At 71.9% G+C, this 15705-nt stretch carries 16 protein-coding genes; 7 read left to right on the top strand and 9 right to left on the bottom strand.

The annotated features are described in order from the left end of the window. Positions 1-44: 44 nt before the first annotated feature. The 3 genes from BJY18_RS08705 to BJY18_RS08695 all read left to right on the top strand — a co-directional run bounded on the left by BJY18_RS08705 (position 45) and on the right by BJY18_RS08695 (position 2552). Positions 45-890 carry a 3-hydroxybutyryl-CoA dehydrogenase gene (locus BJY18_RS08705; RefSeq protein WP_184779257.1) on the top strand — a complete coding sequence of 282 codons (846 nt, stop codon included), beginning with the start codon at positions 45-47 and terminating at the stop codon, positions 888-890. Positions 891-947: 57 nt separating this feature from the next. Then, positions 948-2102: an acyl-CoA dehydrogenase family protein gene (locus tag BJY18_RS08700; protein ID WP_184779255.1), complete on the top strand. Its 1155-nt coding sequence runs from the start codon at positions 948-950 to the stop codon at positions 2100-2102. Between the two features lie 135 nt (positions 2103-2237). Beyond that, entirely contained in the window at positions 2238-2552 is a 315-nt protein-coding gene (locus tag BJY18_RS08695) for a hypothetical protein (protein ID WP_184779253.1), read from the top strand. A gap of 313 nt (positions 2553-2865) precedes the next feature. On the opposite strand, the gene BJY18_RS08690 is transcribed toward BJY18_RS08695, so the two are convergent. The 3 genes from BJY18_RS08690 to BJY18_RS08680 all read right to left on the bottom strand — a co-directional run bounded on the left by BJY18_RS08690 (position 2866) and on the right by BJY18_RS08680 (position 5259). Then, positions 2866-3405 carry a DUF6069 family protein gene (locus tag BJY18_RS08690; protein WP_184779251.1) on the bottom strand — a complete coding sequence of 180 codons (540 nt, stop codon included), beginning with the start codon at positions 3403-3405 and terminating at the stop codon, positions 2866-2868. A gap of 44 nt (positions 3406-3449) precedes the next feature. After that, positions 3450-4043, bottom strand: a complete 594-nt coding sequence (locus BJY18_RS08685) for an HdeD family acid-resistance protein (RefSeq protein WP_184779249.1) — start codon at positions 4041-4043, stop codon at positions 3450-3452. Between the two features lie 67 nt (positions 4044-4110). Then, positions 4111-5259, bottom strand: a complete 1149-nt coding sequence (locus BJY18_RS08680) for a cytochrome P450 (RefSeq protein WP_184779248.1) — start codon at positions 5257-5259, stop codon at positions 4111-4113. 94 nt (positions 5260-5353) lie between these two features. Here BJY18_RS08680 and BJY18_RS08675 point away from each other — a divergent pair, with 94 nt between their 5' ends. Then, complete coding sequence (locus tag BJY18_RS08675) at positions 5354-6418, top strand: TetR/AcrR family transcriptional regulator (RefSeq protein WP_184779246.1); 1065 nt, start codon at positions 5354-5356, stop codon at positions 6416-6418. 21 nt (positions 6419-6439) lie between these two features. Here the strand turns inward: BJY18_RS08675 and BJY18_RS08670 are convergent, their stop codons facing one another. Continuing rightward, on the bottom strand, positions 6440-7660 hold the full coding sequence (locus BJY18_RS08670) for an MFS transporter (RefSeq protein WP_184779244.1): 1221 nt from the start codon (positions 7658-7660) through the stop codon (positions 6440-6442). Then, the gene (locus tag BJY18_RS08665) at positions 7657-8307 is read right to left on the bottom strand and encodes a GntR family transcriptional regulator (RefSeq protein WP_312873794.1); all 651 of its coding nucleotides are present in this window, start codon (positions 8305-8307) and stop codon (positions 7657-7659) included. Before BJY18_RS08665 ends, BJY18_RS08670 begins: the two co-directional genes overlap by 4 nt. A gap of 314 nt (positions 8308-8621) precedes the next feature. Here BJY18_RS08665 and BJY18_RS08660 point away from each other — a divergent pair, with 314 nt between their 5' ends. Together BJY18_RS08660 and BJY18_RS08655 are read left to right on the top strand one after the other, a co-directional pair. Beyond that, on the top strand, positions 8622-9521 hold the full coding sequence (locus BJY18_RS08660) for an ornithine cyclodeaminase family protein (RefSeq protein WP_184779240.1): 900 nt from the start codon (positions 8622-8624) through the stop codon (positions 9519-9521). Positions 9522-9645: 124 nt separating this feature from the next. Beyond that, positions 9646-10290 (top strand): class I SAM-dependent methyltransferase, encoded by a 645-nt coding sequence (locus tag BJY18_RS08655; RefSeq protein ID WP_184779238.1) that lies wholly within the window; start codon positions 9646-9648, stop codon positions 10288-10290. Positions 10291-10669: 379 nt separating this feature from the next. Here BJY18_RS08655 and BJY18_RS36730 read toward each other — a convergent pair whose 3' ends face one another. Further along, positions 10670-10894 (bottom strand): antitoxin, encoded by a 225-nt coding sequence (locus tag BJY18_RS36730; protein WP_184779236.1) that lies wholly within the window; start codon positions 10892-10894, stop codon positions 10670-10672. A gap of 210 nt (positions 10895-11104) precedes the next feature. Here BJY18_RS36730 and BJY18_RS08645 point away from each other — a divergent pair, with 210 nt between their 5' ends. Further along, a complete protein-coding gene (locus BJY18_RS08645; RefSeq protein ID WP_184779234.1) occupies positions 11105-12199 on the top strand; it encodes a CaiB/BaiF CoA transferase family protein in 1095 nt (364 codons plus the stop codon). On the opposite strand, the gene BJY18_RS08640 is transcribed toward BJY18_RS08645, so the two are convergent. The 3 genes from BJY18_RS08640 to BJY18_RS08630 all read right to left on the bottom strand — a co-directional run bounded on the left by BJY18_RS08640 (position 12200) and on the right by BJY18_RS08630 (position 15656). Further along, positions 12200-13420 (bottom strand): cytochrome P450 family protein, encoded by a 1221-nt coding sequence (locus BJY18_RS08640; protein WP_184779232.1) that lies wholly within the window; start codon positions 13418-13420, stop codon positions 12200-12202. A 194-nt stretch (positions 13421-13614) separates the two neighbouring features. Then, positions 13615-14922, bottom strand: coding sequence for an aminopeptidase P family protein (locus tag BJY18_RS08635; protein WP_184779231.1), 1308 nt, complete (start codon positions 14920-14922; stop codon positions 13615-13617). An 11-nt stretch (positions 14923-14933) separates the two neighbouring features. Further along, positions 14934-15656: an SDR family NAD(P)-dependent oxidoreductase gene (locus BJY18_RS08630; RefSeq protein WP_184779229.1), complete on the bottom strand. Its 723-nt coding sequence runs from the start codon at positions 15654-15656 to the stop codon at positions 14934-14936. Between the last annotated feature and the right edge of the window lie 49 nt (positions 15657-15705).

Here is a 15705-nt window from a genome sequence, read left to right as displayed (position 1 = left end):
TACCGTATCAGGGGAACCTGGTACCAGTGGAGAGGAGACGCGGCGTGGAGCTCGTCGGCGTGGTCGGATGCGGGCAGATGGGGGCGGGGATCGCCGAGGTGTGCGCCCGGGCCGGGCTGGACGTCGTGGCGGTCGAATCCAGCGGTGCCGCCGCCGAGGCCGGCCGGGCGCGGCTGGAGGCGTCGCTGGCGCGTGCGGAGAAGAAGGGCAAGATCGACTCCGCGGCCACGGTGCTGGAGCGGATCCGGGTCGGCACGGACCTCGACGACCTGGCCGACCGCACCCTCGTGGTCGAGGCCGTGGTGGAGAACGAGGCGGTCAAGGCGGAGCTGTTCGGCCGGCTGGACAAGATCGTCTCCGCGCCGGACGCGGTGCTGGCCTCCAACACCTCGTCCATCCCGATCATGAAGCTCGGTACCGCGACCGGCCGTCCGGCGCAGGTGCTCGGCGTGCACTTCTTCAACCCGGTGCCGGTGCTGCCGCTGGTCGAACTGGTGCCCTCGCTGCTGACCTCGGAGGAGACGACCGCGCGGGCGCGTACGTTCGCCCAGGACGTGCTGGGCAAGCACGCGATCCTGTGCCAGGACCGGGCCGGGTTCGTGGTCAACGCGCTGCTGATCCCGTTCATCCTCGCCGCGGTGCGCATGCTCGAGTCCGGCTTCGCCACCAAGGAGGCGATCGACGAGGGCCTGGTGCGGGGTGCCGCGCATCCGCAGGGTCCGCTCGCGCTGGCAGACCTGATCGGGCTGGACACCACGAAGGCGGTCGCGGAATCGCTGTACGAGGAGTTCAAGGAGCCGCTGTACGCGCCGCCGCCGCTGCTGGCGCGGATGGTCGACGCGGGCCTGCTGGGCCGCAAGACCGGCCGCGGCTTCTACACCTACGCCTGAACCCCGCACGCCTGGTTCCGCACGCCCGATTCCGCACGCCTGATTCCGGAGGCATCGATGACTTTCGACCTGTTCACCGTGACCGAAGACCACGAGGCGATCCGCGAGGCGGTCCGCGCGGTCGCCGACGAGCGGATCGCCCCGCACGCCGCGGAGGCCGACGAGCGCGAGGAGTTCCCGAAGGCGTCCTACGACGCGCTGGTCGCCTCGGACTTCCACGCCCCGCACGTCCCGGAGGAGTACGGGGGAGCCGGCGCCGACGCGCTCGCGACCTGCATCGTGATCGAGGAGGTCGCGCGGGTGTGCGCGTCGTCCTCGCTGATCCCGGCGGTGAACAAGCTGGGCAGCATGCCGCTGCTGCTGGCCGCGAACGAGGACGTGAAGGCGAAGTACCTGCCGCCGCTGGCCTCCGGCGCGGCCGGGTTCTCTTACGCACTGTCCGAACGCGACGCCGGCTCCGACACCGCGTCGATGCGGTGCCGCGCAACCCGTTCCGGCGACGACTGGGTCCTGAACGGACAGAAGTCGTGGATCAGCAACGCGGGATTCTCGGAGTACTACACGGTTTTGGCGGTCACCGACCCGGACGGTGCCCGCGGTTCCAACGTGAGCGCGTTCGTGGTGGAGAAGTCCGACCCCGGTTTCTCCTTCGGCGCCAAGGAACGCAAACTCGGCATCAAGGGCTCGCCGACGCGTGAGCTGCTCTTCGAGGACACGCGCATCCCCGGCGACCGGCTCGTCGGCGAGGTCGGGCAGGGCCTGAAGATCGCGCTGCGCACGCTGGACCACACGCGGGTGACCATCGCCGCCCAGGCGGTCGGGATCGCGCAGGGCGCGCTGGACCACGCCCTGTCCTACGTCCGCGAACGCAAGCAGTTCGGCAAGCACATCGCCGATTTCCAGGGCATCCAGTTCATGCTCGCGGACATGGCGATGGCGGTGGAGACCGCCCGCCAGATGGTCTACACCGCCGCCGCGAAGTCCGAAAGGGGCGACGCCGACCTGTCGTTCTTCGGAGCCGCCGCGAAATGCCACGCCTCGGACGTGGCGATGCGCGTGACCACCGACGCGGTCCAGCTCCTCGGCGGCTACGGCTACACCCGCGACTTCCCCCTGGAACGCATGATGCGGGACGCGAAGATCACCCAGATCTACGAAGGGACCAACCAGATCCAGCGCCTGGTGATGGCCCGGCAGCTGCTGAAGGGCTGAGTTCTCGCTCCGGAAGCGGCCGGGTGTTTCGTGATCAATCCGCTTCCGGCCGGTGGCCCGCGTCCAGGTGTCTGGCTTCATTCCTCTGGGTGCAGGCCTGCTCGGGACAGCACCTCGTCGGCCAGTTCGGCCGGGGTGAATTCGTCCGAAGCGGAGCAGGAGTGTCCCGGGCGGCTGCCGGGAAGCGGCGGCCACGGCGTCGTCCACCGGGGTCAGCCCGAGCCGGCGGCCCGCCTCGTCCCAGCCCGGGCCGCCCGGGTCGACGGCGCGGGCGCGGGCGTCGAGCCGCTCGTGGAGCACGGCGGCGTCCGCTTCGAGGAAGACGTGCAGGACTTCCTCGCCCAGCTCCCGCCAACTCGGCAGATGCTGGAAATCGCCGCGCGGTTCGAGCCACTTCCAGAGCACGAGGTCGACGTCCTCGGGGTCGTACACGACCGCGTCCGGCAGTAGCCGGTTCTCGGGTCGCAGTGATCCAAGTCGCAACGCGCAGGGCCGGCGTTGAGGTCCATTGTGGATCAAATCTGTCTGCTGTGGACAGACCCCGGGCCGCGGAAATGCGCCGGGGCGGAGCTGTCCGAGTCGATGGTGTGGAGCGGGCGGCGGGAGTCCGGGCCAGTGGTGCGGATACGGTGACGGGCTCCCGTGAGCAGTGGTGCAGAGGACGCTGGCTCGAAGCGTTTCGCGCTGCGGGACGGCGGCATCTCCTACTCAGCAGTGCAGTGAAGCGTCCGATCACCCCTGTGTGCCGAATCGTGTAACTGGTTCAGTTGTCGTAGTACGACGACGGGGGTTGCTGGGGCCACTGGCGTGTCGGGGGAGGGGGTTCGCGGCGGGTGCGTTTGCGGTGGTGCAGGGTTCGGGCGTTCGCGGCCATGCTGCTGACCACGAGTGCGATCACCAGGCCGATCACCAGGTTGATCACCGCGGTCGCGATCTTCGCGCTCGGCGCCACGGTGAGGGTGAGCGGGAGGACGACCGCGATCAGCGTCACCAGCACCATGATCCAGCCGAAGAACTGGCCGGGTGCCGGGGTGGCGACGCTCAGCAGGTGCATCAGCCCGGTGGCCAGCAGGGCGACGGCCGCGGCCGTGACCGCGTACGTGGTGGTGCTCGCGTTGCCCCAGATGCCGTCCCCCTTCGGGGCGAGGACGGGCACGTCGAAGATGCCGCGGGCGATCAGCAGGCCGACGATCGCGACCAGCGCCGCCACCACCGCGGTCGCGACGCCGCCCGCCCACAGCCGGCCCGCGTCCACGCCGGGCCGGACGTCCTGCTCGTTGCTGCCGCGCGGATACTGCGTCATCACCGATCCCTTCGCCGCCGGGTGGTCGTGCTCCGATTGTCGCGCTATCGGCGCTGCCGCGCTGGCTCGGATTTCGCGAGCCGGCGCAGCCGGAACGCCAGCAGCACGAGCGCGATCCCGTACAGCAACGCGGCCACGCCGATCACGATCGCGATGCCGAACGCCCCGGCGATCGGGTGGATCAGCACCAGTATCCCGGCGGCGACCGACACGAGGCCGGCCACGATGAGCACTGCTTCGCCGGTGATCTGCTTGCGCAGCCGGATCGCCGCCGCGATTTCCGCGACGCCGGTGACCACCGCCCACGCACCGGCCAGCGTCGCGAGCACCAGCACGGTGACCGTGGGCCAGGCCAGCACCAGCACGCCGGCGACGAGCCCGAGCACGCCCAGCACTCCGTAGGCGAACCGGTGTGCGCCGTCGCCCGGCCGGAACGCCTGCACGAGCGCGCCGACCGCGTCGACCAGCGCGTAGATCCCGAACAGGACGGCGAGGGCCAGCACCGTGACCCCGGGCCGGACGAGGGCCAGCACACCGAACACCACCGCCAGCGCGCCGCGCACGGCGACCAGCGGCCAGATCCGCCGGGGATCCAGCACGGCCGGCCCGCGGACCGGCGTGGTCGGGGTTGCGGACATGCGTACCTCCCGGACAGGGTGCCGACTCCGGGGACGCTAGCGGCGCCGGGGCGCTCCCGCCGGGACGTCACTCGATCGAGGGCGCCACCCGCAGGGAAGCCAGCCGCCAGGTGCCCGGGTCCGGTACCCGCGGCGCCTCGAGCACGCGCAGGGCGGGGAACCGCTCGAACAGCGCGGCGAGCGCCACCTCGATCTGGACGCGCGCGAACGAAGCGCCGAGGCAGAAGTGCGGTCCGGCAGCGAATCCGAGGTGGGCTCCCGCGGCCCGGCGGACGTCGAGCCGATCCGGCTCGGCGAACACCCGCGGGTCCCGGTTCGCCGCGGCGATCGACGCCGTCACCTGGTCGCCTTCGCGGACGAGGACCCCGGACAGCTCGACGTCTTCGGTCGCGCGCCGGGGAATCGTCAGCAGCTGCGAACCGCACCAGCGCATCAGCTCGTCGACCGCGTTGGGCCAGCGCCGGGGTTCCGCACGCAGCAGGGCCAGCTGATCCGGGTGCGAAAGCAGCGCATCGACGGCGTTGGCGAGGAAGTTCGCCGGCGTCTGCCCGGCGAGCACGAGCTGCCAGACGAGGGCGACGGCTTCCTGCTCGCTGAGCCCGGCGTCGCCGGTGAGCCGGCGGAGCAGGTCGCTCTCCGGCTGGGCGACGAGGTCTCGTGCGCCGTCGATGATGCCCGGAACCGCGGCGGCGAACCCCGCACCGGAACCGCGGACCACGTTCGCGCCGTATTCGTGCCAGCGTGGCCGGTCGGCCTGCCGCACGCCGACCAGCTCGCAGATGACCTCCATCGGCAACGGCTGGGCAAAGGTGGTGAGCAGGTCGAACGGCTCTCGCGTGGGGAGCTGGTCGAGCAGCAGAGCCACGGCGCGTTCGATCCGCGGCCGGAACTCCAGCGCCCGGCGGGCGGCGAACGCCGGCGTGGTCAGCCGGCGGAGGCGAGCGTGTGGTTCGCCGTCCATTTCCTGCATGGTGCGCAGATACGGGCGGCAGTGCTCGGGCACTTCGAGCGCCTGGTAGGTGCCTTCGCCGAGCACGAAGCGCGGGTCGGTGAGCATCGCGCGGGCCTCGGCGTGTCGCGTCAGCACCCACAGCGGGCCGAAGCCGGGCCCCGCGAGTCTCGCGACCGGGCCCCGCTCCCGCGCGACGCCGTAGGCGGCGAACGGGTCGGTGACCAGTGTGGGATCGGACAGATCGAGTTCGAGAACGGCAGGCATGGCGATCTCCCTGGCATCGGGATGGTCAGTTCAGATGATCTCATCATATACCCGCGGAAGATACCGTGGCGGAGAGCGGAACGGAGGACCCACCATGGCCCGGCTGAGCAGGGCGGAGACGCAGGAACGCAACCGTGCGAAGGTGCTCGACGCCGCGCGGGCGGAGTTCACCGAACGGGGGTTCCGCGAGGCGAAGATCGACGTGATCGCCGAACGTGCCGAGCTCACCCGGGGGGCGGTGTACTCCAACTTCCCGGGCAAGCGGGCGCTCTACTTCGCCGTGCTGGCACGGGAGGCGGAAGGGTTCGCCGACGGACCGTCGAGCACGCGCTCAGTGCTGACTGCCGGCGACGCGCTGGGCGCTTTGGCTCGCGCGTGGGTGGCGCGGCTGCCGCTGGCGTCCGACCCCGGTGCGCGCCTCGGCGTGGACCTGCTGCCGGAAATCCTCGCCGAGGAGCTGACCCACCGGCCCTACGCCCAGCTGCTGCGGTTCGACGCGATCGTGTTCGGACTGGCTCTGGAACGGCTCTCGCGGCCGGAACAGGAGAACGGGCGGCTCGTCCGCGTGGCCGAGGCGGCGTTCACGATGCTGCACGGGGCGAGCCAGCTCGCGGCCGCCGCACCGGGCTTCGGGGAACCGTTCAACGTGGTGCGTGCGTGCGAATCGCTGCCGCTGCTCCGGTTTGACGACACCTGGCCCACGCCGCCGATCGTGCCGCAGGCGCGTGCCGCCGGGGAGCCGTGGGCGCCACCGGAGGCGTTCGACGCTCTGCGTGCCCGGCCGGCCCGGCTCGACGGTGACGGAGTGGTGGCGGTGCTCGGCTTGCACCGGCTGTCGGCGATCGAAGAGGCCGTGCGCGCCGCGTTCACGACCGACGAGGTGACGCTGGTCGTGGTCACCGGGCAGCCGGCCGAGCTGACCCCGCTGGTGACGCTGGTGCTGGCCGACCTGCGTGGCCTGCTCCGGCAGTCCTGTCCCGAGTCCGCGTGGCCGCGGCTGCGGGTGATCGTGGACGAGGCGGGAACGATCGCGTCCGCTGCGGGCGTCTCGGCGGTGAGCGATGCGACGGAAACCGCGATCCGTGTCGAATCGGGCCGGATCGCGGTGCGGGCGGAAGGTTTCGGCGCCTGCCATGCCGCGGCGACCAGCGCGCCGTGAAACCCCCGTCAAGAGGTTCCATCACCGCCCGGGATCGGGCAGGTGCCGGCGTGAGTGCCGGGCGACCACGAGCGTGCCGGCCAGCGCGAGCGCGGCGAGGCAGCCCAGCAGCAGGGGATATCCGGCCACTCCGCTCAGTGCGGCCAGCGCCGAGGGCAGGAGGAACCCGAGGTAGGCCAGCGCGTAGTAGACACCGGTCAGCTCCGCGATTTCCTCCGGACGGGCGAGCCGCTGCAGTTCCAGCAGCCCGGACACCACGACGATGCCGTAGGCGGTGCCCAGGACGAGTGCGGTGGCCAGGGCGAGCCACGGCGAACGTGCCGCGGCCGCCACGGCGCTCAGCACCAGCCCGGCGCACAGTACGGTCATGCCGGTGAGCACGGCCCGCGCGCTGTTCGCCCGGTCGACTCGTTTCGCGATCGGCTGAATGCCCACGCCGGCCCCGATCGCGCACACCGTCAGCAGGGTCGAGTAGCCGAGTGACCACGAGCCGAGACGGTCGTGCACGAGCTGCGGCATGATCGCGTACGCCACGCCGCACGAGCCGAAGATCCACGGCGCCATCGGCACGATCACCCGCCGGAAGCGCGGATGCCGCGTGGTGCCGGGCAGTCCGCGCCGCACCGGCGCCCGGTGCGTGGCCGGATCGACGGTCTCCACGCCGCGGGCGGCGATCGGCAGGGCGATCAGGGTGAGTCCGATGTGGACGAGGTAGGGCAGGACCATCGGCCACGGGCCCCACTGGGCCAGCACACCCGCGACGCCCGGGCCGACACCGAGCCCGAGCGTCAGGCACAGCGCGGCGCGGCGGGTGCCGAGGTCGCCGGCCGCGTGCGGATCGAGGTCGGCCTGCTCCTTGATCCAGGTCGAGCCGACAGCCATCGCGACCGCCACCGCCACCCCGGTGAGAAACCGGCCGGCGGCGATCCACGCGACGCCGAGCGGGCCGAGCGCGATCAGGGCGCTCGCCACGAGCGAGAACACGGTGCCGGCCAGCATCACCGGCCGGCGGCCGAACCGCGCGGACAGCGCCCCGGACAGCAGCAGGCCGGGCACGAGACCGACCACGTAGGCGCCCAGCAGCGTGTCGACGGTGAACGCGGAATAGCCCGCGGCCTGGTACATCACGAGCAGCGGGGTGAACTGGTTGCCGCCCCAGCCGCACACGAACACCGCGGCGGCGGCCGGGAACCAGGCGGTGCGGGCGACGGTGGCGGGGGAGCGGTACGCGGTCGTGGTCATCGGCGGTGCACCCGGTCCAGATGGGCACGCAGCGCCGGCGCGAACGCGTCCGCCTCGGTCTCCGCCGCGGCGATGATGCTCAGCAACCGCTCGTGTTCGCCGACGATGTCCGGCAGCTGGGCCCGGATGGGGCTGAGCGCGTGCACGTTCATCCGGCGCTGGCGATCGGCGAGCGTGGCGTAGAAGTCGAGCAGCAGCGCGTTCCCGCCGGCGGCCACGATCGTGCGGTGGAAGAGCTCGTCGGCTTCGGCGAAGGCATGCAGGGCGCCGGACTCGGCGTGCGCCCGCTGGGTGTCGAGGACCCGGCTCAGCTGCCCGAGCGTGTCGGGGATCAGCTCCGGACGGCGAGCCAGCCGCCGCACGGCGGAGGCCTCCACCGCCTCCCGGGCGTCCAGCACGTCCTCGGCCTCGCCCGGCGGCACCGGGACCACCACGGCGCCGCGTTTCGGGATCAGGTTGAGCAGGCCTTCCACCTGCAGCCGCAGGAACGCCTCGCGCACCGGGGTCCGGCTGACCCCGAGGCGTTCGGCGATCTCGCCTTCGCTGAACAGATGTCCGCCGGGCAGTTCGCCGGAGAGCACGAGCTCCTTGGTCAGTTCGTAGGCACGGTCGGCGGCGCCGGGCACGCGCTGCTGGGCTGCGTTCACCTCTGAGACGCTAGCATGCATCTCAGCTTGTATCTAAGCGACTGTGACCTGCGCTGCACCGACCCCGGTCGGGCCCCGGTGGACGGCGGCTTTCGCGCGGGACTCTCCGGCGCCGAAACGCTCGGCCGCGGAAACTTTCCGCCGCCGAAACCTTCCAGCGTCGAAGCGCTCCGGCACCGATTCCCCGGCGGGCTGATCGAAGCGACCACTGTGGACGGAGCACCCGCGGTGGTGCCCAGGATCACCGCGGTGGCCGGACGTGCCTCGCGGTGCTTCCTTGATCCGGGTGGCTCCTTCCGGGCAGGATCGCGGCTGTGAAGGTCCTGCTTGACGCGAAACCCACTGTGCACCAAGCCATCGAAGCACTGCGGACGGCGCTGGCCGGCGGGCTCGATCCGGACGCGGACCCGGCCCGGTCGGTGGTGCCGGTGCCCGCCGGGCAGCTGCTGCTCATGCCTGCTTCCTGGGGCGGGTTCACCGGCGTCAAGGTCGCGTCCGTCGCGCCGGGGAACGCGGAACGGGGACTGCCCCGTATCCAAGGCCACTACCTGCTGCTCGACGAGCCGACGCTGAGCCCGTTGGCGGTGCTGGACGGCGTCGCGATCACCTCGGTGCGCACGGCCGCGGTGTCCGCGGTGGCGGCCGCCGCGCTGGCCGAGCCCGAAGCGTCCCGGCTCGTGGTGTTCGGCACCGGTCCGCAGGCGCACAGCCACGTGGCCGCGTTGCGCGCCGTGCGGCCGGTGCGGGACTTGGTCGTGGTCGGCCGGGATCCGGCGCGCACGCAGGCTTTCGTCGCGCAGTACGCCGAGTTGTCCGCTCGGGCGGGGACGCCGGCGGATGTCGCGGACGCGGACCTCGTCGCCTGCTGTACGACGGCCCGGGCGCCGCTGTTCGACGGCGCGGCCCTCCCGGAGCACGCCACGGTGGTCGCGGTCGGCTCCCACGAGCCGGAAGCCCGTGAGGTCGACGACACGACGGTCGCACGGTCCACTGTGGTCGTCGAGGCGATCGCTGCCGGGCTCCGGGAAGCCGGTGACGTGGTGCAGGCCGTGCGCTCCGGCGCGCTCGCCGAGGAGGACCTGGTACCGCTCGCCGACCTGGTTTGCGGGCGGGCCGTGCCCGGACCCGGGCCACGGCTGTTCAAGAGCGTCGGAATGTCGTGGGAGGACCTGGTGGTCGCCGCGGCCACCTATCGGGCCGCAGTGGGGACGTGACCCGGAAACACCGGCCGCCCGTACGACTGTCGTCAGCCCAGCGCCAAGGAATCTCCCCATCGAGCACGTACACGGGCGCTGGCCGGGATACCGTGATTCCCGCCGACGAGGAGGGGAGTCCACGATGACCGGAACCGACCCGGCCCGGAAAGGCGGTGCGGCCGAACTGTTCGACGCGATCGGCGCCGGCTACGAGGAGGCGTTCGGCCGTCCGCCGATGGTGAACGCGGCGGTCCGCGACCTGATCGAGGTGCTGCCGCCCGGCTCGCGGGTGCTCGACCTGGGCAGCGGAACCGGCCGTCCGGTCGCCGCGGACCTCGCCGCGGCGGGGCACCGGGTGACCGGTCTCGACGTGTCCGCGGAGATGGTCCGGATCGCCCGCGAACAGGTCCCCGACGCCGATTTCGTGCACACCGACCTGCGGCAATGGCATTCGGAACCGTCGAGCTGGGACGCGGTCTGCGCGTTCTTCCCTTTCCTTCAGATGCCTCGCGCGGACACCGAAGCTGCGCTCGCGGACATCGCGGGGTGGCTCGCTCCCGGTGGCCGGCTGGCCCTCGTGACAGTGCCTTCCGACGTGGAGGACGTGCCGGTCGAGTTTCTCGGACACCGGATCCACGTGACCAGCTTCTCCGCCGGAGCACTGCTCGAGCGAGTACGGGCGGCCGGCCTGGTCGTGACCGAGACACGCTCGGAGACGTTCGCGCCCGACCAGCCGGGCGCCGAGGCGGAGGAGCACCTGCTGATCTCCGCCCGCAAACCCGGCTGACCCCCGACGCGGCCGGGTTCGCCGGGCCCGGTGGACGATCGGCCACCGGACACCCGGCTCCCGGCGCGGCGACAAACAGGCGGCCGACGCTGCGGACCACGCGGGCGGAATTGGCGCCCGCCGATTCCGGGCCGTTCGGGCCGCCACGGCTTTCGTCCGCCACTGTTCTGGTTCGCCGCTGTTCTCGTTTGTCATGGGCTTTCGCCGCCACGGCGTTTGCTCGCCACTGCCGCGTCGGCCGACTGCGTTCACCCTGGGTGCGCACCACCGCATTCACGCCGGTTTCCAGTCCTGGTCGCACCCGGTTCTTCGCCGGCCCTGCCTCGGCCCGGACCGGAATACGGCCCGGACCGAGGGGACAGTCCGCGGGAAGGACGGGTTACTGGCCGCCCTGGTCGCCGCCGGGCTGCGGTCCGCCGCCCTGCTGCTCGCCGCCGAACCGGTCCTTCAGCTTGTCCGCGCCCTGGCGGATCTGGTCGCCGTGCTTGCCGCCGGTCTTTTCGTCGGCGAAATCGGCGGCCTTGTCGACTCCCTGGCCGACCTTGTCCGGGTTCTTCCCCGCGAATTCCTGGATCTTGTCCTTGGCTTGGTCGAAAAAGCTCACGATTCGCTCCCTTGATTCGTTCGTGATCGTCGCGGACTGGATATCACTCGGGTACCCGCGCGGCTCGGTGGCGAGACATGGGGTCACCAGATCGGGGGATGAGCATCGTGGTCGCGGCGGGGGCCGCGGTACGGACGAGGTAACCCACGTCGCGCGGCCCGGCCGGTAGGGTCGGTTCGCAGTCCAGGAGAACCGAACCGAGGAGGGCGCGTGCCGGGACCGTTGGCGGGGCTGAAGGTCGTGGAGCTGGCGGGGATCGGGCCGGGTCCGCACGCGTGCATGGTGCTGGCCGACCTCGGCGCGGACGTCGTGCGGGTGGAACGCCCGTCCGGCTCACTGGACCTCACCGGCGGGCGGCCCGATCCGCTGCTGCGCGGGCGCCGGTCGGTGGCGGCGGACCTGAAGGCCGCGGACGGCCGTGACCTCGTGCTACGGCTGGCGGGCAAGGCCGACGTGCTGGTCGAAGGCCTGCGCCCGGGTGTCGCGGAGCGCCTCGGGGTCGGCCCGGCGGAGTGTCACGAGCGCAACCGGCGGCTGGTCTACGGCCGGATGACCGGCTGGGGCCAGGACGGGCCGCTGGCGCAGCGCGCCGGGCACGACATCAACTACATCGGCCTGACCGGCATCCTGCACGCGATCGGGCGGGCGGGTGAGCGCCCGGTGCCGCCGCTGAACCTCGTCGGCGACTTCGGTGGTGGCTCGATGTTCCTGCTCACCGGCGTGCTTGCGGCATTGTGGGAACGGGAACGCACCGGCCTCGGCCAGGTCGTCGACGCGGCGATGGTGGACGGCGCCGGCGTGCTCGCGCAGATGATGTGGGCGCTGCGCGGCGTGGGCTCGTGGTCGGACGAACGCGGCACCAACCTCCTCGACGGTGCTGCCCCGTTCTACGACACGTACGTGTGCGCGGACGGCCGCTACGTCGCCGTCGGCGCGCTGGAGCCGCAGTTCTACGCGGCCTTTCTCGCCGGCCTCGGCCTCGCGGAGGCCGGCCTCCCGGCTCAGCTGGACCGCGAAGGCTGGCCGGTGCTGCGCGCGACGTTCACGCGTGCCTTCCTCACCCGTACCCGGGACGAGTGGGCCGCGCTCTTCGCCGAGGCCGATGCTTGCGTCACGCCGGTGCTCGCGCCGGACGAGGTCGCCGCGCATCCGCACATCGCGGCCCGCTCCGGCCTGGTGGAGCTGGACGGCGTCGTCCAGCCCGCTCCCGCGCCGCGGTTCTCCCGCACTCCGGCGGACGTTCCGTCGTCACCGCCGGTCCCCGGCGCGGACACCGCGGAGGTGCTCGCCGACTGGGGTCTCTGATCAGCCGTACAGCCGCACCGGCAGCGCCAGGTGGCCGTTGGTGATGAAGGAGGGCAACGGCCGCAGCGCTCCGGCCGGGACGGCCGGCGCCAGGTCCGGGAACCGGGCGAACAGGGCGGGCAACGCGATCTCCGCCTCCAACCGGGCCAGCGGCGCGCCCAGGCAGTAGTGCACGCCGTGGCCGAAGGCCAGTGACGTCTTGTCGGCACGGGAGAGGTCGAACCGGTCCGCGTCCGGGCCGTAGTACTCCTCGTCGCGCCCGGACGGGGCGATCGAGGCGAGAATCGCGTCGCCCGCGTGGATCACGGTGGTGCCGGCCTTGATGTCCTCGCGGGCGAACCGCAGCGGAAGATGCGCTGCCGGCGACTGCCAGCGCAGCGTCTCCTCCACGACGTCGGACCACGCGCGGGTGCCGTCGAGGACCTGCCGCAGCTGCTCGCGATGCGTCAGCAGCGCGGTCACCGCCTGGTCGAGCAGGTTCACCGTGGTTTCGTGACCGGCCGTGATCATCAGGATCAGCGTGTCGACGAGCTCGGTCTCGGTCAGCCGCGAACCGTCCTCGTCGCGGGCCGAGATGAGCGCGGTCGCCAGGTCGTCGCCCGGGTCCGTGCGCCGCTGCGCGACCAGGCCGGCCAGGATCCGGTACAGCCGCTCGACGGTGGCCGTGGCGTCCGCGGGAGTCGCCGAGGTGGCGAACATCCCGGCGATCGCGGTGCGCAGCCCGGCGCGGGTCCGCTCCGGCACGCCGACCAGCCGGCAGACGACCTCGATCGGCAGCCGGTAGCAGTAGTCCTCGCGCAGGTCCGGATCGGGCGGCCCGGCGGCGAGATCGTCGAGCAGCCGCTCGGTGATCGCGGTGACCGCGGGGCGCAGTGCGGCGATCCGTCCCGGGGCGAACGCCTTGGACACCAACGAACGCAACCGCCGGTGTTCGTCGCCGTAGGCGGTGAACATGTTCCGCACCGACACCCAGATGTGCAGGGGCCAGTCTGCCGGGATCTCCCCGGAGACATAGGCGGGCCAGTGCTGCCGAGGGTCCTTGGACACCCGCGGGTCGGTGAACAGCTCGCGCAGCAGGGCGGGACTGGTGACCGCCCACGCGAGCACCCCGCCGGGCAGCTCGACCGGGGTGAGCGGCCCGCGCGCGCGGAGCCGGGCGCCTTCCCCGTGCAGGTCCCGGGCGAGCGGGTCGAGCACGAGGGGCGGGACGGCGTGATCCATCGGCACTCCTTCGCCACCGGTGGTCCACAGAGGACGTTCTGGGGTTTCCTTTCCCGGCCACCGGCTGAGTCCCGAGAGTAACGTACGAACCGGTTGGTATGTTTCGCAGGAGGGGTGCGCGTCTGCAGGGGTTGACCCGGGCTGTGGGGCGACGGGTTCGAGCCGGGGGCCGGGAAGCCGCACTCCGGGCTCGGTCAGGAACCTGGGCGACCCGGATGCTGCCCGCCGCCTTGAGGGGCTCCCGCCGGGAGGATCCGCGCGGTCGACGGGTTGAGCTCGATCGGCCCGTTCTCGCCGACGATCACCGTGCCGCCCAGGTAGGCGAGGTGACGTCCGACGACGTAGTTGGGTTCCAGTGCGAACGTCATGCCGGGCCGGAGTTCCAGGTCGGCGGCCATGGTCGGGTGGTCGTCTTCCGGGGGATAGGCGCCGGCACCGGCGAGCCGCCTGCTGGCGTCCGCGGGGAAGCCGCTCGCCGCGATCATCGGGTTGAGCGCGTGCAGTGAGGGACCGAATTCCCATCCGCCGGCCTCGTGATACGGCTCGCGCAGGTCGCGGACGACGTCGCCGAAGGTCCGGCCCGCGTGTAGTGCTCGCAGGCAGGCGTCGTAGGCCGCGCGTGCGACGTCCGCGGCTCGCAGCAGGTCTTCGTGTGGTTCGCCGACGGCGATGGTGACCTGGTGCTGCGTGTGCCGTCCGCCGACGTTGCTGAACACCTCGGCGGACACGATGTCGCCGTTTCGCAGGGTGCGGGGGCCTTGCGGGCGGTAGCTCCATTGCGGCAGACCCGAGGCGAGCGGGTCACGGCCCGACCAGAAATGCATGGCGGCCGGAGTCGTTCCGTGGGCGTAGCCGGCGGCCATCCCCGCCGCGTACACGACGCTCTCGGAAACGCCGGGTGCGGCCGCGGCGGCCATGGCGTGCGCCATCGCGTCGCCGATCGCCGCCGAGCGGCGGACGACGGCGATCTCCTCGGTCCCCAGCGGCATCATGAGCCGCGACAGAGCCATGCCCACCGGCTCGAACCGCGCGCCGGGGAATTCCCGCAGTACCGCGCTCCACAGCCGGTACGGCACGACGCCCTCAGGGTGCCACGGCGGGTAGGGCTCGAGGCCGACGACACCGATCGCCGCCCGGTCGAGCCCCAGCCGGTGCAGTTCCGCGATGACCGCGCGGGCATCCCGGGACGCCCGGATGCGCTCCGGCGGAATCCAGACGGGATCGCCCCGCCGGGTGGACTCGAGGTGGTCCTTGGTGAACATCTCCATCGGGAACAGGGAGATCGGCTCGCCGTCGCGGGGGAAGACGACCGTCGTGCCCGCCCTGCCGTTGGTGAACCAGGTGTCGTAGGCGAACGGCGCCGGCCCGGCGTCCTCGTGTTCTCCGAACACGAGCAGCGCGTCCAGGTCTTCACGCTCCATGAAGGCTCGCGCCAGCTCCCAGCGGCGATCGCGTTCCGCCATCGAAAAGGTCGGTACTTCGCTCGTGTCGATGCTGTCCATGTCGTTGTCCATCACCAGGGCAGCACGCCGGCGCGATCGCGGTACTGCGCGGTCTGCCCGGGTGAGGTCGTGGCCAGTTCGACGATGGCGTCGGTGCCTTCGGTCACCGTCTGGCTGCCCCGGTGCCCGTTCAGGTCGGTGGCGGTGAAGCCCGGATCGGCCAGATTGAAGCGGATTTCCGGGATGGCTTTGGCGTACTGGACGGTGATCATGTTCAACGCAGCCTTCGAGCCCGGGTACATCAGCTGGGGAAAGACGTCCTTGCGTTCGCCGTCGGTGGTGACCCCCATCGACCCCGCGCTGCTGGAGACCATCACCACCCGTGGGTCGTGGCCGGCCCGCAGCAGCGGCAGGAACGCGTGGGTCACCCGGACCGAGCCGAACACGTTGACCCGGAAGACGGGGATGAGGTGCTGCGGCAGCGTCTGTTCCGGCCCGATCAGCTCGCCGGTGACGCCCGCGTTGTTGACCAGCACGTCGAGGTGACCGGCGTGCTCACCGACGATCCGGACGGCGTCCGCGACCGATTCGTCGGAAGTGATGTCCAGCGGGACGAAAGTGACGTCGGCGCCCCCGGCGGCGAGTTTCCCTGCCGCTTCCCGGCCGCGGGTCTCGTCACGCGCGCCGAGGAAGACCCGCCAGCCGAGTTCGCCGAGACGGCGAGCGGTTTCGTGGCCCAAGCCCTTGTTGGCTCCGGTGATCAGGACAGTGGTGGTGTCCGGTGATTCGCTCATGTGCCGAGCGTGCCGGTGCGGCCGGAAGCCATCCAGGGACGTCCGAGGC

It is taken from the genome of Amycolatopsis jiangsuensis, from assembly GCF_014204865.1.
Classification (GTDB): Bacteria; Actinomycetota; Actinomycetes; order Mycobacteriales; family Pseudonocardiaceae; genus Amycolatopsis; species Amycolatopsis jiangsuensis.
Note: the sequence above shows the minus strand (reverse complement) of the source record. Positions and strands in the feature narration are given on the sequence as shown.

Coding starts and splice junctions, on each gene's coding strand:
- BJY18_RS08640 (WP_184779232.1), bottom strand. CDS start 13,420: ATGGATCACGCCGTCCCGCCCCTCGTGCTCGACCCGCTCGCCCGGGAC.
- BJY18_RS08630 (WP_184779229.1), bottom strand. CDS start 15,656: ATGAGCGAATCACCGGACACCACCACTGTCCTGATCACCGGAGCCAAC.
- BJY18_RS08655 (WP_184779238.1), top strand. CDS start 9,646: ATGACCGGAACCGACCCGGCCCGGAAAGGCGGTGCGGCCGAACTGTTC.
- BJY18_RS08685 (WP_184779249.1), bottom strand. CDS start 4,043: ATGTCCGCAACCCCGACCACGCCGGTCCGCGGGCCGGCCGTGCTGGAT.
- BJY18_RS08700 (WP_184779255.1), top strand. CDS start 948: ATGACTTTCGACCTGTTCACCGTGACCGAAGACCACGAGGCGATCCGC.
- BJY18_RS08690 (WP_184779251.1), bottom strand. CDS start 3,405: ATGACGCAGTATCCGCGCGGCAGCAACGAGCAGGACGTCCGGCCCGGC.
- BJY18_RS08635 (WP_184779231.1), bottom strand. CDS start 14,922: ATGGACAGCATCGACACGAGCGAAGTACCGACCTTTTCGATGGCGGAA.
- BJY18_RS08680 (WP_184779248.1), bottom strand. CDS start 5,259: ATGCCTGCCGTTCTCGAACTCGATCTGTCCGATCCCACACTGGTCACC.
- BJY18_RS08675 (WP_184779246.1), top strand. CDS start 5,354: ATGGCCCGGCTGAGCAGGGCGGAGACGCAGGAACGCAACCGTGCGAAG.
- BJY18_RS08670 (WP_184779244.1), bottom strand. CDS start 7,660: ATGACCACGACCGCGTACCGCTCCCCCGCCACCGTCGCCCGCACCGCC.